The organism is Variovorax monticola (genome assembly GCF_051216855.1).
Taxonomy (GTDB): Bacteria; Pseudomonadota; Gammaproteobacteria; order Burkholderiales; family Burkholderiaceae_C; genus Variovorax.
Genome location: NZ_JBPJZP010000008.1, coordinates 59,530 through 80,012 on the forward strand (window position 1 = coordinate 59,530; position 20,483 = coordinate 80,012).

The 20,483-nt window shown below is 67.6% G+C and carries 21 protein-coding genes; 20 read left to right on the forward strand and 1 reads right to left on the reverse strand.

Features of this window, described 5'->3' with window-relative positions:
• The first annotated feature begins 65 nt into the window (after nt 1–65).
• The 7 genes from ACSFA5_RS26960 (at nt 66) to ACSFA5_RS26990 (ending at nt 8,908) form a co-directional block, all read left to right on the forward strand.
• Nucleotides 66–1,748, forward strand: a complete 1,683-nt coding sequence (locus tag ACSFA5_RS26960) for an AMP-binding protein (protein ID WP_435447122.1) — start codon at nt 66–68, stop codon at nt 1,746–1,748.
• Nucleotides 1,745–3,379, forward strand: a complete 1,635-nt coding sequence (locus ACSFA5_RS26965; protein ID WP_435447123.1) for a carboxyl transferase domain-containing protein — start codon at nt 1,745–1,747, stop codon at nt 3,377–3,379. The genes ACSFA5_RS26960 and ACSFA5_RS26965 overlap by 4 nt, the downstream gene beginning before the upstream one ends.
• Nucleotides 3,380–3,401: 22 nt before the next feature.
• Complete coding sequence (locus ACSFA5_RS26970; RefSeq protein ID WP_435447124.1) at nt 3,402–4,265, forward strand: alpha/beta hydrolase family protein; 864 nt, start codon at nt 3,402–3,404, stop codon at nt 4,263–4,265.
• A 22-nt stretch (nt 4,266–4,287) separates the two neighbouring features.
• On the forward strand, nt 4,288–5,079 hold the full coding sequence (locus ACSFA5_RS26975) for an enoyl-CoA hydratase/isomerase family protein (protein WP_435447125.1): 792 nt from the start codon (nt 4,288–4,290) through the stop codon (nt 5,077–5,079).
• An 18-nt stretch (nt 5,080–5,097) separates the two neighbouring features.
• The gene (locus ACSFA5_RS26980; RefSeq protein ID WP_435447126.1) at nt 5,098–5,769 is read left to right on the forward strand and encodes a DUF4126 domain-containing protein; all 672 of its coding nucleotides are present in this window, start codon (nt 5,098–5,100) and stop codon (nt 5,767–5,769) included.
• A 110-nt stretch (nt 5,770–5,879) separates the two neighbouring features.
• Nucleotides 5,880–7,883: an acetyl/propionyl/methylcrotonyl-CoA carboxylase subunit alpha gene (locus ACSFA5_RS26985; RefSeq protein WP_435447127.1), complete on the forward strand. Its 2,004-nt coding sequence runs from the start codon at nt 5,880–5,882 to the stop codon at nt 7,881–7,883.
• 68 nt (nt 7,884–7,951) lie between these two features.
• Nucleotides 7,952–8,908, forward strand: coding sequence for a DUF4349 domain-containing protein (locus ACSFA5_RS26990; protein WP_435447128.1), 957 nt, complete (start codon nt 7,952–7,954; stop codon nt 8,906–8,908).
• A 4-nt stretch (nt 8,909–8,912) separates the two neighbouring features.
• Here ACSFA5_RS26990 and ACSFA5_RS26995 read toward each other — a convergent pair whose 3' ends face one another.
• Nucleotides 8,913–9,227, reverse strand: coding sequence for an EthD family reductase (locus tag ACSFA5_RS26995; protein ID WP_435447129.1), 315 nt, complete (start codon nt 9,225–9,227; stop codon nt 8,913–8,915).
• Between the two features lie 93 nt (nt 9,228–9,320).
• On the opposite strand from ACSFA5_RS26995, the gene ACSFA5_RS27000 reads away from it, so the two are divergent.
• The 13 genes from ACSFA5_RS27000 to ACSFA5_RS27060 all read left to right on the forward strand — a co-directional run bounded on the left by ACSFA5_RS27000 (nt 9,321) and on the right by ACSFA5_RS27060 (nt 20,367).
• A complete protein-coding gene (locus ACSFA5_RS27000; RefSeq protein WP_435447130.1) occupies nt 9,321–10,241 on the forward strand; it encodes a 2-hydroxyacid dehydrogenase in 921 nt (306 codons plus the stop codon).
• 101 nt (nt 10,242–10,342) lie between these two features.
• Nucleotides 10,343–11,092, forward strand: coding sequence for an IclR family transcriptional regulator (locus ACSFA5_RS27005; protein WP_435447131.1), 750 nt, complete (start codon nt 10,343–10,345; stop codon nt 11,090–11,092).
• Nucleotides 11,089–11,505 carry a cupin domain-containing protein gene (locus ACSFA5_RS27010; RefSeq protein ID WP_435447132.1) on the forward strand — a complete coding sequence of 139 codons (417 nt, stop codon included), beginning with the start codon at nt 11,089–11,091 and terminating at the stop codon, nt 11,503–11,505. Before ACSFA5_RS27005 ends, ACSFA5_RS27010 begins: the two co-directional genes overlap by 4 nt.
• A 69-nt stretch (nt 11,506–11,574) precedes the next feature.
• A complete protein-coding gene (locus tag ACSFA5_RS27015; RefSeq protein ID WP_435447133.1) occupies nt 11,575–12,591 on the forward strand; it encodes a Bug family tripartite tricarboxylate transporter substrate binding protein in 1,017 nt (338 codons plus the stop codon).
• 139 nt (nt 12,592–12,730) lie between these two features.
• Nucleotides 12,731–13,954 (forward strand): CaiB/BaiF CoA transferase family protein, encoded by a 1,224-nt coding sequence (locus ACSFA5_RS27020; RefSeq protein WP_435447134.1) that lies wholly within the window; start codon nt 12,731–12,733, stop codon nt 13,952–13,954.
• Nucleotides 13,951–15,120: an acyl-CoA dehydrogenase family protein gene (locus ACSFA5_RS27025; protein ID WP_435447135.1), complete on the forward strand. Its 1,170-nt coding sequence runs from the start codon at nt 13,951–13,953 to the stop codon at nt 15,118–15,120. Before ACSFA5_RS27020 ends, ACSFA5_RS27025 begins: the two co-directional genes overlap by 4 nt.
• Nucleotides 15,121–15,229: 109 nt before the next feature.
• On the forward strand, nt 15,230–16,150 hold the full coding sequence (locus tag ACSFA5_RS27030) for a hydroxymethylglutaryl-CoA lyase (RefSeq protein WP_435447136.1): 921 nt from the start codon (nt 15,230–15,232) through the stop codon (nt 16,148–16,150).
• 31 nt (nt 16,151–16,181) lie between these two features.
• Nucleotides 16,182–16,829, forward strand: coding sequence for a LysE family transporter (locus tag ACSFA5_RS27035; RefSeq protein WP_435447137.1), 648 nt, complete (start codon nt 16,182–16,184; stop codon nt 16,827–16,829).
• A gap of 13 nt (nt 16,830–16,842) precedes the next feature.
• The gene (locus tag ACSFA5_RS27040; protein ID WP_435447138.1) at nt 16,843–17,331 is read left to right on the forward strand and encodes a YbaK/EbsC family protein; all 489 of its coding nucleotides are present in this window, start codon (nt 16,843–16,845) and stop codon (nt 17,329–17,331) included.
• On the forward strand, nt 17,328–17,579 hold the full coding sequence (locus ACSFA5_RS27045) for a DUF1289 domain-containing protein (protein ID WP_435447139.1): 252 nt from the start codon (nt 17,328–17,330) through the stop codon (nt 17,577–17,579). Before ACSFA5_RS27040 ends, ACSFA5_RS27045 begins: the two co-directional genes overlap by 4 nt.
• The gene (locus ACSFA5_RS27050; protein ID WP_435447140.1) at nt 17,576–18,220 is read left to right on the forward strand and encodes a 2-hydroxychromene-2-carboxylate isomerase; all 645 of its coding nucleotides are present in this window, start codon (nt 17,576–17,578) and stop codon (nt 18,218–18,220) included. Before ACSFA5_RS27045 ends, ACSFA5_RS27050 begins: the two co-directional genes overlap by 4 nt.
• 180 nt (nt 18,221–18,400) lie before the next feature.
• The gene (locus ACSFA5_RS27055; protein ID WP_435447141.1) at nt 18,401–20,095 is read left to right on the forward strand and encodes an MFS transporter; all 1,695 of its coding nucleotides are present in this window, start codon (nt 18,401–18,403) and stop codon (nt 20,093–20,095) included.
• A gap of 122 nt (nt 20,096–20,217) precedes the next feature.
• Nucleotides 20,218–20,367 carry a hypothetical protein gene (locus ACSFA5_RS27060; RefSeq protein ID WP_435447142.1) on the forward strand — a complete coding sequence of 50 codons (150 nt, stop codon included), beginning with the start codon at nt 20,218–20,220 and terminating at the stop codon, nt 20,365–20,367.
• The last annotated feature ends 116 nt before the right edge of the window (nt 20,368–20,483 follow it).

Below are 20,483 nucleotides of genomic sequence, written 5' to 3' on the forward strand. Positions count from 1 at the left end.
CGCCGCTTGCCCCCATCCCAACCTTCCCCCGGAAGGGGAAGGAGCAAGACAAAGGAGACAAGGACATGAACATGACTGTTTCGTTGACCGAGAGCTACGGCAAGGGCGCCACCGACGTCCCCCTCATCGAACAACCCATCGGTGACTTCTTCGACGACATGGTCGCGCAGCAGCCCGACCGCGAAGCCCTCATCAGCCGCCACGAAGGCCAGCGCCATACCTACCGCGAACTGCAGACCCAGTCCAACCAACTCGCCAGCGCCCTGCTGAACCTCGGCCTCGCCCCCGGCGACCGTGTCGGCATCTGGTCGCACAACAACGTGCCGTGGGTGCTGATGCAGATCGCCACCGCCAAGGTCGGCCTGATTCTCGTCAACATCAACCCGGCCTACCGCACCTCGGAGCTCGAGTACGCGCTCAACAAGGTCGGCTGCAAGGCGCTGGTGACGATGGCGCAGTTCAAGACCAGCGACTACCTCGGCATGCTGCGCGAGCTGGGCCCGGCGAAGCTGCCGCAGCTGCAGCACACCTTCTGGATCGACGGCAAGGCCGCCGCCGACGTGGAAGAGCCGGGCATGCAACGCTTCAGCCAGCTGCTCGCGAGCGGCGACGCGACCGACGTGCGCATCGCGCAGGTCCAGAAAACGCTCAAGGCCACCGACCCCATCAACATCCAGTTCACCAGCGGCACCACGGGCTTTCCCAAGGGCGCGACGCTCACGCACCGCAACATCCTGAACAACGGCTTCTTCATCGGCGAGTGCATGAAGCTCTCGCCCGTCGACAAGCTGTGCATTCCCGTGCCGCTGTACCACTGCTTCGGCATGGTGTTGGGCAACCTGGCGTGCCTCACGCACGGCTCGGCCATCGTGTACCCGAACGACGGGTTCGACCCGCTCACGGTGCTGGAGACCGTGCAGGCCGAGAAGTGCACAGGGCTGCACGGCGTGCCCACCATGTTCATCGCCGAGCTCGACCATCCGCGCTTCAAGGAGTTCGACCTCTCGACGCTGCGCACCGGCATCATGGCCGGCTCGCCGTGCCCCACCGAAGTGATGAAGCGCGTGGTCGACCAGATGCACCTGAATGAGATCACCATTGCCTACGGCATGACCGAAACCAGCCCCGTGAGCTGCCAGAGCAGCACCGACACGCCGCTCGACAAGCGCGTGTCCACCGTGGGCACGGTGCAGCCGCACCTCGAGGTGAAGATCGTCGACCCCGAGACCGGCGCCATCGTGCCCGTCGGCCAATCGGGCGAGCTCTGCACCCGCGGCTACTCGGTGATGCACGGCTACTGGGAAGACGAGCCGCGCACGCGCGAAGCCATCGATGCCGAGCACTGGATGCACACCGGCGACCTGGCGACGATGGACGCCGAGGGCTACGTCAACATCGTCGGGCGCATCAAGGACCTGGTGATTCGCGGCGGGGAGAACATCTACCCGCGCGAGATCGAAGAATTCTTGTACCGCCACCCGAAGGTGCAGGACGTGCAGGTCGTCGGCCTGCCCGACAGGAAGTACGGCGAAGAACTCTGCGCCTGGATCATCGTCAAGCCCGGCCAGAGCGCCACCGACGAAGACATCCGCAGCTTCTGCAAGGGCCAGATCGCGCACTACAAGGTGCCGAAGTACATCCAGTTCGTCACCGAATTCCCGATGACGGTGACCGGCAAGATCCAGAAATTCAAGATCCGCGACGCCATGACCGAGCAGCTCGGCCTGACGAAAGAAAAGACAGCATGAGCCAACTCGAAACCAAACTCAACGCCCGCTCCGTAGATTTCCAGGCCAACGCAGCAGCGATGCGCGCGCTGGTCGACGACCTGCACAAGCAGTTCGCGAAAGTGGAGCAGGGCGGCGGCGAGGCCGCGCGCGCCAAGCACACCGGCCGCGGCAAGCTGCTGCCGCGCGACCGCGTGGCCGAGCTGCTCGACCCGGGCACGCCCTTCCTCGAAATTGCGCCGCTGGCCGCGCATGCGATGTACCTCGATGCGAAGGGGGCCGAGTCGGCGCCGGGCGCCGGCATCATCACCGGCATCGGCCGGGTGAACGGCGTCGACTGCATGGTCGTGTGCAACGACGCCACGGTGAAGGGCGGCACCTACTACCCGCTCACGGTGAAGAAGCACCTGCGCGCGCAGGAAATCGCCGAGCAGAACCGCCTGCCCTGCATCTACCTCGTGGACTCGGGCGGCGCCAACCTGCCGAACCAGGACGAGGTGTTTCCCGACCGCGATCACTTCGGCCGCATCTTCTACAACCAGGCCAACATGAGCGCCCAGGGCATTCCGCAGATCGCGGTGGTCATGGGCTCGTGCACGGCAGGCGGCGCCTACGTGCCGGCGATGAGCGACGAGTCGATCATCGTGAAGAACCAGGGCACCATCTTTCTGGGTGGGCCGCCGCTCGTGAAGGCGGCCACCGGCGAGGTGGTCACGGCCGAAGACCTGGGCGGCGGCGACGTGCACACGCGCCTGTCGGGCGTGGTCGATCACCTGGCGCAGAACGATCTGCATGCGCTGGCGCTCGCGCGCACCGCGGTGGCGAACCTCAATGCGAAGGTGGCCGAGGTGCCTGCAGCAACCCAGGGCGCTGCCGAAGTGCGCCCGCCCGCGTTCCCGCGCGAAGAGCTCTACGGCGTGATCCCCACCGACACGCGCAAGCCCTTCGACGTGCGCGAGATCATCGCGCGCATCGTCGACGGCAGCGAGTTCCACGAGTTCAAGGCCCGCTTCGGCGCCACGCTGGTCTGCGGCTTCGCCGAGATCGAAGGCATGCCCGTGGGCATCATCGCCAACAACGGCATCCTGTTCAGCGAGTCGGCACAGAAGGGCGCGCACTTCATCGAGCTGTGCTGCCACCGCAAGATCCCCTTGGTGTTTCTGCAGAACATCACTGGTTTCATGGTGGGCCGAAAGTACGAGAACGAGGGCATTGCGCGCCACGGCGCGAAGATGGTGACGGCCGTGGCCACCGCCAACGTGCCCAAGTTCACGATCATCATCGGCGGCAGTTTCGGTGCCGGCAACTACGGCATGTGCGGGCGTGCGTACAGTCCGCGTTTTCTGTGGATGTGGCCCAACGCGCGCATCAGCGTCATGGGCGGCGAGCAGGCCGCGAGCGTGCTGGCCACGGTCAAGCGCGACGGCATCGAGTTGAAGGGCGGCAGCTGGAGCAAGGAAGAGGAAGAAGCCTTCAAGGCCCCCATTCGCCAGCAGTACGAAGACCAGGGCCACCCCTACTACGCCACCGCGCGCATCTGGGACGACGGCATCATCGACCCGGCCGACACGCGCCGCGTGCTGGCGCTGGGCCTGGCGGCCTCGCGCAATGCGCCGATTCCCGAGCCGAAGTTCGGCATCTTCCGGATGTAGAGAACCGCACGGAGACGCTGTCATGACGCTGCGCCGCCTCTGGCTCATCTCCGCCCTGCTTTGCATGTCGCTGGGCGCGCACGCGCAGAGTGTGGCTCGCCGCGACGTCGAGATACCGATGGCGGTCAAGGGCTTCTTCGGCGAGTCGCACATCAAGCTCGCTGCCACCGAGTACAGGCCCGAGGGCGACGGCCCGTTTCCGGTGCTGGTGATCAACCACGGCACGCCGCGCTCGCCCACCGACTTTCCGAAGATGCAGGACCGCTATGCGCGGCAGGCCGAGTTCTTCGCGAAGCGGGGCTTCCTGGTCATCGACCCGCTGCGCCGCGGCTACGGCAAGTCCGACGGGCCTTGGGCCGAGAACTACTTCAGCTGCGCCAACCCCGACTACGTGCAGGCCGGGCTCGAAACCGCGAAGGACATCGGCGCGGCGCTCGACTACGCGCGCTCGCTGCCGTACGCCGATGCGCAGCATATGGTGCTGCTGGGCAAGTCGGCCGGCGGCTTCGGCGTGCTGGCGCTGTCGAGCCTGAACCCGGCGGGCGTGGTCGGCACCATCAACTTCGCGGGCGGACGCGGCTCGCGCGGGCCGGACGACGTGTGCAACGAAGCCAAGCTGGTCGATGCCTTCGGCCGCTACGCCTCGACCACCAAGGTGCCGATGCTGTGGGTCTATTCCGAGAACGATCATTTCTTCGGGCCCGCGCTGGCGAGCCGCCTGCTGGCGGCGTACAAGGCCAAGGGCGTCGACGTGCGCTTCGAGGGCGTGCCGCCCTACGGCAGCGACGGCCACGCGTTCTTCGAAGGCCGCGACAACACCACCGTCTGGGTGCCCATGGTGGACCAGTTCCTAGCGAAGCTGGGCCTGGCCCGGCCAGCGCAATGAAGACAGACAAGACACGACGGACATGAGCGACTACACCAAACTGAAACTGAGCTTCGAAGGCCCTGTGGCCCGCATCTGGCTCGACCAGCCCGACGCACGCAACGCCTTCGACGACATCGTGATCGCCGAGTTGACACGCGCCTTCACCGAAGCCGGCGCCGCGCCACAGGTCAAGGCCATCGTGCTCGGTGCCAACGGCCCGGCCTTCTGCGCGGGCGCCAACCTCCACTGGATGCGTCGCATGGCCGACTACACGCGCGACGAGAACATCGCCGACGCGGGCAAGCTGGCCGAAATGCTGCGCGTCATCGCCGAGTGCCCCAAGCCGACCATCGCGCGCGTGCAGGGCGATGTGTATGCCGGTGGCATGGGCCTCGTGGCCGCATGCGACATGGCCGTGAGCGTGGACACCGCCTGGTACTGCCTGAGCGAAGTGAAGATCGGCCTCGTGCCCGCGACCATCAGCCCGTACGTGCTGCGCGCGATGGGCACGCGCGCCTCGCAGCGCTACTTCCTCACGGCAGAGCGCTTCACGGCCGCCGAGGCGCACCGCATCGGCTTCGTGCACGAAGTGGTCGCTGCCGACGCGCTCGACGCCAAGGTCGGCGAACTCGTCAAGGCACTCACCGGCGCGAGCCCGGCCGCCGTGCGCGCCTGCAAGCAACTGATCGCCGAGGTGGACGGCCGCGAGATAGACGACGCCTTGATCGCCAGAACCGTCGAGGGCATCGCCGACATCCGTGCGAGCGACGAAGGCCGCGAGGGCGTGCAGGCCTTCCTGCAGAAGCGCAAGCCGGGTTGGCTGGCGAACTGAAAAGCAAGGACTCTCACCATGCAAGCGCTCGACATGCCCCAACTGCTCGCACTGGCCGCCGCCATCGGTTGGGCCAGCGGCGTGCGGCTTTACCTGGTCGTGCTGCTGACCGGCGTGGTCGGCTACTTCGGCTGGGTGCCGCTGCCCAGCGGGCTGCAGCTGCTGGCGCATCCGGTGGTCATGGCGGCCAGCGGCTTCATGGTGTTCATCGAGTTCTTCGCCGACAAGATTCCCGGCCTCGATTCGCTGTGGGACATGGTGCACACCGCCATCCGCATCCCGGCCGGTGCGGCACTTGCGGCCAGCGTGTTCGGTGCCGACCACAGCGTGCTGGCCGTCGTCGCGGCACTGGTCGGCGGCGGCTTCGCGGCCACGGCCCATGCGGCCAAGGCCACCACGCGCGCGGCCATCAACACCTCGCCCGAGCCGTTCTCCAACGTGGGCGCTTCGCTGGTCGAAGACACGATGGTGCCCGCGGGGCTGTGGCTCGCAGTGGCGCATCCCTTCATATTTTTCGTGCTGTTCGTGCTGGTGCTTGTGGCGAGCGTGTGGCTCATTCGCCAGAGCTGGCGTTTCCTCAAGGCGCTGTTCGCCCGCGTGGCCCGCATCTTCAGCGGCCGTTCCGATCCGGGCGTGGTGCCCGCGTTTCAACTGAAAAAGAATCCTCCGGGAGACACTCCTCATGTTTAAGAAGATCCTGATCGCCAATCGCGGTGACCAGCCGCGAAGCGGCGCAGCGGCGAAGCCAAATTGCGTGGCACGCGCAGCGTGCGCAGGCGATTTCACCGCGAAAGCACTCCATGTTTAAGAAGATCCTGATTGCCAATCGCGGTGAAATCGCCTGCCGCGTCGCGGCCACTGCACGCCGCATGGCGATTCGCACCGTCGCCGTGTATTCCGATGCCGACGCGCACGCCAACCATGTGCGCGCCTGCGACGAGTCGGTCCACATCGGCGGCAGCGCGCCCAAGGACAGCTACCTGCGCTGGGAGCGCATCCTCGAAGCCGCCAAGGCCACGGGTGCCGAGGCCGTGCACCCGGGCTACGGCTTCCTGAGCGAGAACGAAGAGTTCGCGCGGGCCTGCGCCGACGCCGGGCTGGTGTTCATCGGCCCGCCGCCCTCGGCCATCAAGGCCATGGGCCTGAAGGCCGAGTCGAAACAGCTGATGGAAAAGGCCGGCGTGCCGCTGGTCCCCGGATACCACGGCCACGACCAGAACCCGCAACTGCTGCAGCGCGAGGCCGACCGCATCGGCTACCCGGTGCTCATCAAGGCCAGCGCCGGCGGCGGTGGCAAGGGCATGCGCGCGGTCGACAAGTCGCAAGACTTCGCCGCCGCGCTGGCCTCGTGCCAGCGCGAAGCCATCAACAGCTTCGGCGACGACGCAGTGCTGATCGAGAAGTACGTGCAGCGCCCGCGCCACATCGAGATCCAGGTGTTCGGCGACACGCAGGGCAACTACGTGTACCTGTTCGAGCGCGACTGCTCGGTGCAGCGGCGCCACCAGAAGGTGCTGGAAGAAGCGCCTGCGCCCGGCATGACCGAGGCGATGCGCAAGCAGATGGGCGATGCGGCCGTGTCGGCAGCCCGCGCCGTGAACTACGTGGGCGCGGGCACCGTGGAGTTCATCGTCGAGCAGCGCGAGGGCGGCGAGATGAACTTCTTCTTCATGGAGATGAACACGCGCCTGCAGGTCGAGCACCCGGTGACCGAAGCCATCACCGGGCTGGACCTGGTCGAATGGCAACTGCGCGTGGCATCGGGCGAGCCGCTGCCCGCGAAGCAGGCCGACCTGCAGATTCATGGCCACGCCATCGAGGCGCGCATCTGCGCCGAGAACCCCGACAACAACTTCCTGCCCGCCACTGGCACCTTGCGCGTGTACCGCAAGCCGCAAGCCACCGCGTTCCAACGCAGCCGGGTACGCATCGACGACGGCGTGCGCGAGGGCGGCGAGATTTCGCCGTTCTACGACTCGATGATCGCCAAGCTCATCGTGCACGGCACCACGCGCGAGGAGGCGCTGGCCCGGCTCGACGCCGCGCTGGCGCAGGTGCAGATCGTGGGCGTGCAGACCAACGTGCAGTTTTTGCGCGGCATCCTGGCGACCGAATCGTTCGCCAAGGCCAACCTGGACACCGCGCTGATCGAGCGCGAACGCGCCGTGCTGTTCGACCGCGAGCCGCTCGGCCTGCCGCTGGCCGCCGCCGCTGCCGTCACGCGCACGCTGATCACCGAATGGCCCGGCAAGATGCCCGCGCCCTTCGCACGGCGCGACGGCTGGCGCTCGCACGGTGAATACCTGCGCCGCTTCGACTTCGAGTTTCGCGGCGCCGAGCACGTCGCCCTGCTGACCTACAAGCGCGACGGCAGCCTGTGGCTGGAAGCGGGAGGCGTCGAGGGCGTGCTGGTCATCGGCCAGTTCCCCACGGGCGAGTTCGAGGTGTCTTTCGCGAGCGACCGCCAGACGCTGGATGTGCACCTCGACGGCGCCACGGCCCATGTGTTCGCCTCGAAGGGCGCGACGAAGATCACCACCATCGACCGCCTCGCGCACGCCGGCGACACCCAGGCCGAAGGCGGCCGGCTCACCGCGCCGATGCCCGGCAAGGTCGTGTCTTTTGCCGTGAAGGCCGGCGACAAGGTCACGCGCGGCCAGCCGCTGGCGGTGATGGAGGCCATGAAGATGGAGCACACCATCGCCGCACCGGCCGACGGCACGGTGGAAGAACTGATGTTCGCTCCCGGCGAGCAGGTGACCGAGGGTGACGAACTGTTGCGGATGAGCGCGGCGGCGGCCTGAAAAAAGTTGACCCCGTTGCGGGCGGCCGCCCGTATCAGCTGCGGTAGTCATCACTCAAGGGATCTCCAATGACCAGTCGCACGCTTGCCGGTTCGCCGTTTTTCCTGTCTGCCCGCCGCCGGTCGGGCGTCGTCCTCGTGGCCCTGGCGGCCGCGTTGTCGCTGGCGGGCTGCGAGCGCAAGAACAACGAGGCCGCTTTGGCACCACCCATGCCAGCCGCACCCATGCAGGCCGCGGCCAGCATGGGCGGCGGCATGGCCATGAAGGAGCAGCGCCGCGCGCGCGAGGCGGACACGGCGTCTGTTGAAGCCGATGCGTCGCAAGACACCCCGCTGCAGCGCTTCCTGGCCGTGCGGCAGGAGCTGAACGTCGAGGTGCCCGCCGAGCAACTCGCCGATGCCTGGGGCAAGGTGCGCGACCTGTGCGGCACGCTGAAGTGCGAGCTGCTGTCGTCCTCGCTGCTGCGCGAGACGCCGCAGCAGCCCGGCAACGCCATGCTCGAAGTGCGCGTGGAGCCGGCCGACGTCGACAAGCTGCTCGGCGGCCTGGCCGGCGTGGCGAACGTGGTCTCGCACACCACCACCAGCGAGGACAAGACCGCCGAGGTGATCGACGTCGAGGCCCGCATCAGGAACCGCACCGAGTTCCGCGACAGCCTGCGCACCATGCTGCGCGACACCGTCACCAAGCGCACCATGGCCGACCTGCTGGCCATCCAGCGCACGCTGTCGGACACCCAGGCCGAGCTGGACGCCATCGCCACGCAGCGCAAGGTGCTGGCGCAGCAGACCAGCAAGCAGCACATCCAGATCCAGTTCACGCCCCGGCGCGCGCTGGTGGGCAGCGGCGACGGCTACAGCCCGATGGGGCAGGCGCTGCGCAATGCCGGTTCGGTGCTGGCGGAAAGCGTGGGCGCGCTGATCACCTTCGTGGCGGCGGTGCTGCCATGGCTGGTGCTGGTGGTGTTGCCGCTGGGGTGGCTGGTGCGGGTGCTGTGGCGCCGCCGGCGTGCAAGGGCGGCGTGAGCCGTCAGCCCACCACCACTTCGCTCATCTGCATGACCGGCGCGATGTCCGTGTAGTTCGCGATGTCGGCCAGGATCTCCTTCGCATGCGGCCCGAACGCCGCCTGGAAGGCCTCGGCGGATTCGCTGAACACGTGGCACATGCCGATGTAGGTGGGCGGGGTGCCGGGCACGCCGCCGGCCAGGCCCTTGTCGATGGTGTACGACAGGCAGGCATCGCCCATGCGTGCCTTGAGCAGCGGCATGTGCTTGTCGCGGTAGTAGGCGTGGTCGAAGCGGGCGTCGGCCGTGTAGGGGTACATCACGCTGACTTTGATCATGGGTGTCTCCTGATGGGTTCGGATGGGTTGAAGGGCTTTCGAGCATAGCCATCCGGGCGCGCCGCGTCTGCGCTGTCACTAAGATCCGTCCCCATGCGAATCACCGTCTACCTCACCGACAACCGCCCAGACCCCTGGATCCAAGGCCTGCAGGCCGAACTCCCCGACGCCGTCATCGAGGCCTGGAAGCCCGGCGCGCTGCAGGCCGACCATGCCGTGGTGTGGGCGCCGCCGCAGGCGTTTCTGGACGAGCAGCCCGGGCTGCGCGGCATCTTCAACATCGGCGCGGGCGTGGACGCGCTGCTCAAGCTCAAGGTGCCGGCGCACACGCGCATCGTGCGGCTCGACGACGCCGGCATGTCGGTGCAGATGGCCGAGTACGTGTGCCACACGCTCATTCGCCACTTTCGCGAGTTCGACGTGTACGAGGCCGACGCGCGCGAAGGCAGGTGGAGCTACCGTAAGCCGCGTCTGCGCAGCGACTTTCCGGTCGGCATCATGGGGCTGGGCGTGCTCGGCGAGCGCGTGGCCAAGGCCGTGGCGCAGTTCGAGTTTCCGGTGCTGGGCTGGAGCCGGTCGCCCAAGGACATCGACGGCGTGCAGGTGTTCAGCGGCGAGGCGCAGTTCGACGAGTTCCTGTCGTCCACGCGCGTGCTGATCAACCTGCTGCCGCTGACCGAAGCCACGCGCGGCATTCTCAACCGCACGACGCTGGGCAAGCTGCGGCCCGAGGGCTACCTGATCAGCATCGCGCGCGGCGGCCACCTGGTCGAAGACGACCTGATCCCGATGCTCGACGCCGGCCAGCTCGCGGGCGCGACGCTCGACGTGTTCCAGGTCGAGCCGCTGCCGGCCGACCACGCCTTCTGGCGCCACCCGAAGATCACCGTCACGCCGCACGGCTCGGCGCGCACGCTGCGCGAGGAGTCCATCAGCCAGATCGCCGGGAAGATCCGCGCGATGGAGCAGGGGTTGCCGGTCGCCGGCGTGGTCGATCCGACGCGCGGCTACTGACGGCGGGCGCCAAGGGCGCCTGGCGCTGAAACGCGGCGCAGGCAGCCAAGGGAAGGGGAAACCCCGAGGCGTTAGTTTTTCACATGTATGAAAATCTTTTCATGACTGTGAAAACTGCGTTCCGCGTGATCGAGATCGTCGAGCTCTTCGCTCGCGAGAAACAGCCGCTTGCGCTGTCCGAGATGGCGCGCCTTCTCGACATGCCGGTGTCGAGCTGCCTGGGCCTGATTCGCACGCTCGAGGAGCAGGGCTACATGTACGAGACCGGCCGCCGCCAGGGCTACTACCCGACGGGCCGGCTGCTGGCGATGGCGCAGGTCATCGCCGCCCACGACCCGGTGCTCGACCGGGTGAAGGCCACGCTCGAAGAGCTGCGCGACGCGGCGCGAGAGACCGTGGTGTTCGGCAAGTTCCGCGACGCGGGCCAGGTGGTGTACCTGGAGGTGCTGAGCGCGCCGCAGGCCATCCGCTACTCCGCCGAATCGGGCGAAACGCGCCCGGCCTACGCCAATTCGCTGGGCCGCGCGCTGCTGTCCACACTGAGCCCCGAGGCACGCCGCAAGCTGCTCGACGGCATGACGCTCGCGCCGTTGACCGATGTCACGCTGACCACTGCCGCGGCCATCGAGACCGAGCTGCAAAGCGCCGCCGCGCGCGGCTGGTACGGCAATCTCGGCGAAAGCATTCCCGACCTGATCGGTCTGGCCTGGCCGCTGCGCATCGGCGGCGAGGCGTACGCCATTTCCGTCGCCGGCCCGCGCTATCGCGTGGAGCCGCGCATCGAGGAGATCGCCGCGATGCTGCGCTCGGCCTGCCTCGCCATCGAACCCAAGACAGAAAGCCCCCGATGACCACGACCGCGACCGCCACCCCGACTGCCGCTGCCGCGCCCCGCTACTTCGTCCGCGAGGACGAGATCGCCGGCTACCACCCCGCCAACCACACCGGCACGCTGAACAAGCGCCTCATCGGCCCCGAGACGGTGGGCGCGAAGCAGCTCGAGGTGCTGGTCGGCCACATCCAGAAGGGCAAGGGCGCGCTGCCGCATGCGCACCCGGGCATCGAGCAGGTCTGCTACATGCTCGAAGGCCGCGCGGTCGCCGAGGTGGGCGGCCAGCGGCAGGAGCTGGGCCCGGGCGACAGCTGCTTTTTTCCGGCCGACGCCATGCACACCTTCACGGTGGTGAGCGACGAGCCGGTGCGCGTGCTGGTGATCTACAGCCCGCCGTACGAGGAACTGCCGGAGCGCGTGATCCGGCCCTGAACCGAAGCGCCTCGAACCCGGTTCGCAGGCGCGGCTTTGCACCGACAACAACCCCGGAGACAAGCAAGCATGAAGACGACGAAGAACGCGACCGAGCAAACGGTCGTGGTGGCGAGCCGCCGCCGTTTCATTTCCATCGGTGCGGCCGCAGGCCTTGCCGGCACCGCGCCATGGGCCTTCGCGCAGGACGATTACCCCAGGCTGCCGATCAAGCTCGTCGTGCCGTTCGCGGCCGGCAGCGGCACCGACGCGGTGGCGCGCATCACCGGGCAGATGCTCGGCGAGGCGCTCAAGGGCTCGGTCATCGTGGACAACCGCGCGGGCGCCAACGGCGTGATCGCCGCCGAGCTGGTGGCCAAGGCACCGCCCGACGGCTACACGCTGTTCATGACGACCAACACCACGCATTCGGCCAACCCGAGCCTGATGAAGTCGCTGCCCTACGACCCGGTGAAAGACTTCGCACCCGTGAGCCGCATGGGCAACCTGCCGTTCATGCTGGTGGTGAACAACGACCTGCCGGTGAAGAGCGTGGCCGAGCTGCTGGCCTGGGGCCGCGCGAATCCGGGCAAGCTGACCTATGCGAGCGGCAACAGCACCGGCATCGTGAGCGGCGCCACGCTGTCGCGCATGAGCGGCATCCCGATGCTGCACGTGCCGTACAAGAGCACGCCGCCGGCCATCGCCGACCTGATCGGCGGGCAGGTGTCGATGATGGTGGTCGACCTGGCGGCGGGGCTGGCCACGGTGAAGGCCGGCAAGATGCGCGCGATTGCGGTGACCACGCAGGAGCGCACCAAGCTGTTTCCCGAACTGCCGCCGCTGGCCGACACGCCTGAACTGAAGGGCTTCGACATCACTTCGTGGAACGGCGTGTTCGCGCCGGCCGGCACGCCGAAGGACATCGTGCGCAAGCTCAACAAGGCCCTGTCGGACATGGCCAACGGCACGGCGTTTCGCGAGCGGGTGGCCAAACTGGGCTTCGATGCGTTCGGCAGCACGCCGGAGGCGCTGGGGGCGTTCACGGTGTCGGAGCTGGCGAAGTGGAAGAAGCTGATTCAGGCTGCGGGCATTCAACCCGAATGAGCTCCGTGCATTTCTCCCTCCCCCTCTGGGGGAGGGTTGGGGTGGGGGCCAGCGGCCTTTGCAAAAGCACTGCCGCTGCAAGCGCCGCGAGCCCCCATCCCAGCCTTCCCCCAAAGGGGGAAGGAGCCGAAACCAAGACATGACTACCAACGGACCCCTCGAAGGCATCCGCATCCTCGACCTCACGGCCGTGGTGATGGGACCCTACGCCACGCAAACGCTGGGCGACCTCGGCGCCGACATCGTCAAGGTCGAGCCGCCCGCTGGCGACAACCTGCGCGCGGTCGGCCCGATGCGCCATGCCGGCATGGGTGCGATGGCGATGCACCTCAACCGCAACAAGCGCTCCGTCGTGCTCGACCTCAAGCAGCCCGAGGGCCGCGAGGCCTGCCTCCGGCTGGCGGCGGGGTGCGATGCGCTCATCTACAACACGCGGCCGCAGGCGATGGCGCGCCTGGGCCTGGGCTATGACGCAGTGGCCGCGGTCAACCCGAAGATCGTCTACCTCGGCGCCTTCGGCTACGGCGAAGAAGGCCCCTACGCGGGCAAGCCCGCGTACGACGACCTCATTCAAGGCGCCGCAGGCGTTGCTTCGCTGTTCGCGCAGCAAAGCGGCGGCGCCCCGCGCTACGCGCCCGTCACGCTGGCCGACCGCGCCGTGGGCCTGCAGGCCGCCATCGCACTGCTCGCCGCCGTGCTGCATGCGCAGCGCACGGGCCAGGGCCAGGCCGTGGAGGTGCCCATGTTCGAAGCGCTGTCGCAGTTCGTCATGGGCGACCACCTCGGCGGCCACAGCTTCGAACCGCCGCTGGGTCCCACCGGCTACGCGCGCCTTCTCGCGCCGCACCGCAAGCCCTACGCCACGTCGGACGGCTACCTGAGCGTGCTCATCTACAACGACAAGCACTGGCAGTCCTTCTTCGACGTCATCGGCCGCCCCGAACTGCGCGCCTCGCCGATGTTCGGCACGCACACCGCGCGCGCCGCGAACATCGGCGCGGTCTACGCCTTTGTGGCCGAGGTGATGGCCACGCGCAGCAGCGATGCATGGTTTGCCGCGCTGGCCGGCGCGGACATTCCGGTCGCACGCCTGCACAGCACCGAGAGCCTGCTCGACGACCCGCACCTGCGCGCGGTCGACTTTTTTCCCGAGTTCGACCACCCGACCGAAGGCCGCATTCGCACCCTTGCGCCGGTCGGCCGCTACAGCGCCACGCCCACGGCCATCCGCCGCCCCACGCCGCGCATCGGCGAACAGAGCGTCGAGCTGCTGCGCGAAGCCGGCTACGACGAAGCGGCCATCGACAGCATGCTGGCGCGCGGCGTCACGCTGCAGCCCGACTCAATGAAAGACAGCGAATGAATTTCTCCCTGAACGAAGACCAGCGCTCGCTGGTCGCGGCCATCGAACGGCTGTGCGAAGACTTCCCCGCCGACTACTGGCGTGACCACGACGACCGCGCCGTGTTCCCGCACGAATTCCATCGCGCCATCGCCGAAAGCGGCTGGCTCGGCATCGCCATGCCCGAGGCGCAGGGCGGCGCGGGCCTGGGCATCACCGAGGCGACGCTGATGATGCGCGCCATCAGCGCGTCGGGCGCGGGCATGTCGGGCGCGTCGGCGGTGCACATGAACATCTTCGGGCTCAACCCGGTGGTGGTGTTCGGCAGCGAGGAACAGCGCCAGCGCTTCCTGCCGCCGCTGATCGCCGGCACCGAGAAGGCCTGCTTCGCCGTGACCGAACCCGACGCGGGGCTCGATACCACGAGCCTGAAGACGCAGGCGGTGCGCCAGCCCGGCGGCGGCTACCTGCTGCACGGCCGCAAGATCTGGATCTCGACCGCGCAGGTGGCCGACCGCATGCTGATCCTCACGCGCACCACGCCGCTGGACCAGGTGAAGAAGCCCACGCAGGGCCTCACGCTGTTCTACACGCCGCTGGACCGCAGCAAGGTCGAGGTGCGCGAGATCCACAAGCTCGGCCGCGCGGCGGTGGACTCGAACATGCTGTTCATCGACGGGCTCGAAGTGCCCGAAGAAGACCGCATCGGCGAGGAAGGGCGCGGCTTCGAATACATCCTGCACGGGCTGAACCCCGAGCGCATATTGATTGCGGCCGAAGCCATCGGCATCGGCCGCGCCGCGTTGCGCATCGCCTCGCAGTACGCGCAGGAGCGCATCGTGTTCGGCCGGCCCATCGGCCAGAACCAGGGCGTGGCGCACCCGCTCGCGCGCGCCTGGGCCAACCTGGAGGCGGCCGACCTGATGGTGTTCAAGGCCGCCACGCTGTACGACGCGGGCGAGCCCTGCGGCATCGAGGCCAACGCCGCCAAGTACCTGGCGGCCGAGGCGGCGCACGACGCCTGCCAGAACGCCGTGCTCACGCTGGGCGGCATGGGCTACGCGAAGGAATACCACGTCGAGCGCCTGCTGCGCGAGAGCTACATCCCGCGCATCGCGCCGGTGAGCCCGCAGATGATCCTGAATTTCATCGCCGAGAAGGCGCTGGGGCTGCCCAAGTCGTACTGACCCAGTTGGCCCGGACACCGCCACGGCCGAAGCCCCGGCCAGCGCATGGGGCGTGCGGGGAGGGGACAATCGGGGTCCTGCCGTTTCCACCAGCCAAGAGACAACAGCCATGAAGCTCCCCACCCAAGTCAGACTTGTCGACGTCGGCCCGCGCGACGGACTGCAGAACGAAAAGCAACCCGTCTCCGCCGAAGTCAAGATCGGCCTCGTGCACCGCCTGCAAGACGCCGGGCTCAAGGAAATCGAGGTCACCAGCTTCGTGTCGCCCAAGTGGGTGCCGCAGATGGCCGACAACGCCGAAGTGATGCACGGCATCCAGCGCAAGGCCGGTGTGCGCTACTCGGTGCTCACGCCCAACATGAAGGGCTTCGAGGCCGCCATCGCCGCGCCGCGCGAGGAGTGGCCCGACGAGATCGTGGTGTTCGGTGCCGCGAGCGAGGCCTTCAGCCAGAAGAACATCAACTGCTCCATCGCCGAGAGCATCGAGCGCTTCGCGCCCGTGGTGGCCGCGGCGCGCGAAAAAGGCATCTACGTGCGCGGTGCCATGTCGTGCACCGTGGGCTGCCCCTACGAAGGCGAAATCGCGCCGGCCAAGGTCGGCTACCTCGCTCAGCTGATGAAGGGCATCGGCGTGCAGCGCGTGGACGTGGCCGACACCATCGGCGTGGGCACGCCGCGCAAGGTGCGCGGGGCGATGGAGGCCACGCTGGCGCACTTCGAGGTCGACGCCATTTCCGGCCACTTTCACGACACCTACGGGCAGGCGCTGGTCAACACGCTGGCGGCGCTCGAACTGGGCGTGTGGAACTTCCAGTCGTCCTCGGCCGGCCTGGGCGGCTGCCCCTACGCCAAGGGCGCGACGGGCAACGTGGCGACGGAAGACGTGGTCTACATGCTGCAGGGCATGGGCATCGAGACCGGCATCGACCTCGACAAGCTGATCGACGCGGGCGTGTACATCAGCGAGGCGCTGGGGCGTGAGCCGAACTCGCGCGCGTCGAAGGCGATCCGCACCAAGCGGGCCGGTTGAGAAACAAGCACACAGGCGCACAGGAGTTCTCGTGGATCTGAATGTCTGGCTCGCATTTCTGGTGGCCAGTTGCGTCATCGCGGTATCGCCCGGTTCGGGCGCGGTGCTCAGCATGAGCCACGGCCTGAGCTACGGCGTGCGGCGCACCACGGCGACCATCGTCGGCCTGCAGCTGGGGCTGGCCGTGGTCCTGCTGGTGGCCGGCCTGGGCGTGGGCGCGGTGCTCACCGCCTCGGCCACCGCGTTCACGGTCGTCAAGGTGGTCGGCGCGTGCTACCTGCTGTGGCTGGGCTGGCGGCAATGGCGAGCGCCTGTCGCCGCTGTCGCGCAAGCGGATGGTGGCGCACCGGCGTCCGCGCGCGAGCCCGACCTGACGGTGGCGCAGCGCGTGCTGCGCGGCTTCCTGACCAACGTGACCAACCCGAAGGGCATCGTGTTCATGGTCGCGGTGCTGCCGCAGTTCATCGAGCCGACGCGGCCGTTGTGGCTGCAGCTGCTGGTGCTGCTGGCCACGACGGTGATGGTCGACGTGACCGTGATGCACGGCTACGCTTGGCTGGCCGCGCGGCTGCAAGGCCTGCTGCGCAGCGTGCGCGCCCGGCGCGCGCAGAACCGTGTCTTCGGCGGCGTGCTGATGGCGATGGGCGCGTTCCTGTTTTTGTTCAAGCGCAGCGCCTGATAGATTCGACGCGATGTGCGGCTCCGAACTTCATTCCCTCCCTGAAGGTGTCCAGCGCGTGGCCCGCGTGCTCCAGGACGCCGGACACCCCCACTCGCCACGCATGCTCGACGACGCCTGCCGCACCGCGCAGCAGGCCGCCGACGCGCTCGGCATTGCCCTCGGGCAGATCGCCAAGAGCATCATCTTCCGCCGCAAGAGCGACGAGGCGGCCGTGCTGGTCATCACCTCGGGCGACAAGCGCGTGGACGAGAAGAAAGTCGATGCGCTGGTCGGCAAAACCGGCCGGGCCGACGCCGAGTTCGTGAAGGCGCGCACAGGCTTCACCATCGGCGGTGTGTCGCCGGTGGGGCATGTGACCAAGCCCGTGGTGCTGATCGACCGCGAGCTGTTCCGCTTCGAAGAAATATGGGCCGCCGCGGGCCATCCGCACGCGGTGTTCCAGCTGCGCCCGCAAGACCTCGAGACCCTCACCGGCGCGCCGGTGGCGGACGTGGTGTGAATTTCGGCGACGCCGAGACGCTGGCCGAACGTGCCGTGGCGGTGCGTGGCGCGGCCAATGCGGTGCCTTCGCCCTGCACGTCGGTGTGCCGCATGGACAAGCTCAGCGGCTTGTGCGAAGGCTGCCTGCGCACCATTCCCGAGATCGCGGGCTGGAGCAAGATGGACGACGAAGCGCGGCGCCATGTGTGGCGCGCCATCGAGCTGCGGGCCAGGGACACGGCGAACACAGGAGACACCCACGCATGAAGCACATCGACTTCTATCTCGACTTCATCTCGCCCTACGCGCACCTCGCCTTCGAGCACCTGCCCGAGGCGCTCGAAGGCCTGAGCTACAGCGTGGCCTACAAGCCGGTGCTGCTGGGCGCGCTGCTCAAGCAGCACGGGCAGCTGGGGCCGGCTGAGATTCCGTCCAAGCGCAGCTGGACCTACCGCCACGTGCTCTGGCTGGGCCACACGCACGGCATTGCGATCGAGATGCCGGCCTCGCACCCTTACAACCCGCTGGCGCACCTGCGGCTCGCGCTGTCGACCAGCGACGACGGCACCGTCAGCCGCCTCGTGGCCGAGACCGTCTTTCGCCATGTGTGGCGCGGGGGCGAAGAAGCGGGCGATGCCGCGCGGCTTGCCGCGCTGACCGCGCAACTCGCGCCCAGGCGGGAGGCCGGCAGCGACGAGAGCAAGGCCCTGCTCAAGCGCAACACCGACGAGGCGCTGCAGCTCGGTGTGTTCGGCACGCCGGCGTACGTGGTCGACGGGCGCCTGTTCTGGGGCTTCGACGGGCTGGCGATGCTGCGCGCGTACCTTTCGGGCGATACGTGGTTCGACGGCGCTGCGTGGACCGCCGCCGACCAGCGCCCCTCCTTGCTGCGCAGCAGAAAGGGCTGAGGACAAACCCGCGCAGGGTTTCGATTTCTTACAGGCTGAAACGCACTGCGCGGGTTTCACCCTAATTCGTAAGCGTCGGTTCAGTTTCGCGAAAGGCTCGGGTCAGTCGCGCCTCCAAGAATGCCTTCACGGCCCCGGAACCCGGGCGCCGCATGAACGCATACATACAGGAGACGATCCATGGCAGCCACACTAGATTCCCGGGGAGTGCCGCATCCGGCCCCCCGGCCCATGTCCGCGGAGGAGAAGAAAGTCATCTTCGCCTCCTCGCTCGGCACCGTGTTCGAGTGGTACGACTTCTACCTCTACGGTTCGCTGGCCGCGATCATTGCCAAGCAGTTCTTCAGCGGCCTGGATGCGGGCGCGGCCTTCATCTTCGCGCTGCTGGCCTTTGCGGCCGGTTTCCTGGTGCGTCCGTTCGGCGCCATCGTGTTCGGCCGCCTGGGCGACATGATCGGGCGCAAGTACACCTTCCTGGTGACGATCCTGATCATGGGCCTGTCGACCTTCATCGTCGGCCTGCTGCCCAGCTACGCGACCATCGGCGTCGCGGCGCCGGTGATCCTGATCGCGCTGCGCATGCTGCAGGGCCTGGCGCTCGGCGGCGAGTACGGCGGTGCCGCCACCTACGTGGCCGAGCACTCGCCGCACGGCAAGCGCGGTGCGTACACCTCGTGGATCCAGACCACGGCCACGCTCGGCCTGTTCCTGAGCCTGCTGGTCATCCTGGGCGTGCGCGAAGGCCTGGGCGAAGCGGTGTTCAACGACTGGGGCTGGCGCATTCCGTTCCTGGTGTCGATCCTGCTGCTCGGCATCTCGGTGTGGATCCGCCTGACGCTGTCGGAGTCGCCGGCCTTCCAGAAGATGAAGGCCGAGGGCAAGACCTCGAAGGCGCCGCTGGCCGAGTCCTTCGGCGAGTGGAAGAACCTGAAGATCGTCATTCTTGCGCTGGTCGGCCTCACGGCCGGCCAGGCGGTGGTGTGGTACTCCGGCCAGTTCTATGCGCTCTTCTTCCTGACGGCCCAGCTGAAGGTCGATGCGACCACGGCCAACCTGATGATTGCCGCGGCGCTGCTGCTGGGCACACCGTTCTTCGTGATCTTCGGTACGCTGTCCGACAAGATCGGCCGCAAGCCGATCATCATGGCCGGCTGCCTCTTGGCCGTGGTCACCTACTTTCCGGTCTTCAAGATGCTGACCGAAGCCGCCAACCCCGACCTCGCCCGCGCGCAAGCCACGGCCGGCGTCACGGTAACGGCCGACCCGGCGTCGTGCTCGTTCCAGGGCAACCCGGTGGCCCGCGAGATCGACTTCAAGAGCTCGTGCGACATCGCCAAGCGCTACCTCGTGCAGAACTCGGTGAGCTATGAGAACGTGGCCGGCGCGCCGGGTTCGAAGGCCGTCGTGAAGATCGGCGACAAGAGCGTGGAGGCGCCCGTCGGCAACGTCGTGAACCTCAAGTTCGACGAAGGCTCCGCCAAGGAAATCGCCGCGTTCAAGAAGGGCGTGGCCGAAGACCTGAAGATCGCGGGCTACCCCAGCAAGGCAGACCCGGCCAAGATCAACAAGGTGTTCACGGTGCTGCTGCTGTTCTGGCTGGTGCTGCTGGTGACGATGGTCTACGGGCCGATCGCCGCGATGCTGGTCGAGATGTTCCCCACGCGCATCCGCTACACGTCGATGAGCCTGCCGTACCACATCGGCAACGGCTGGTTCGGCGGCCTGCTGCCGACCACGGCCTTCGCCATCGTGGCCTCCACCGGCAACATGTACAACGGCCTGTGGTACCCGATCATCATCGCGGGCATCACGCTGGTGATCGGCACGCTGTTCATCCGCGAGACCAAGGACGTGGACATCTACGCGAACGACTGATCGCCTGTCGAAGAGGAGGGCGCGGGCCCTCCGCTCCACAAAGAGGCTTCATGCCACGCGCATGAGGCCTTTTTCTTGAGCCTTTCAATCCGTTCACCCATCCCCCTCAGGAGACAACCCCCATGTGGAAAATCGTCGTCGGCTTCGTCCTCTTCGCCGCCCTTGCGCTGTACGTGATCTCCAAGGCCGGTGACAAGGTCGACATGTCGGGCGAGAAGCATGGGGGCGATGCGGCCACGCACGAACCGGCGCCTGCGGCTGCGCCGAAGTAAGGCGCTCCCTTCGGCTCGTTTGCAAACCGGCAACCTTCGTTCGGCTGCTGGCGCCACAAAAGTCACGAAGGCATCGGCTCTTCGTTCGGGCAAGGCCAAGGTTTCAAAAGAATCGT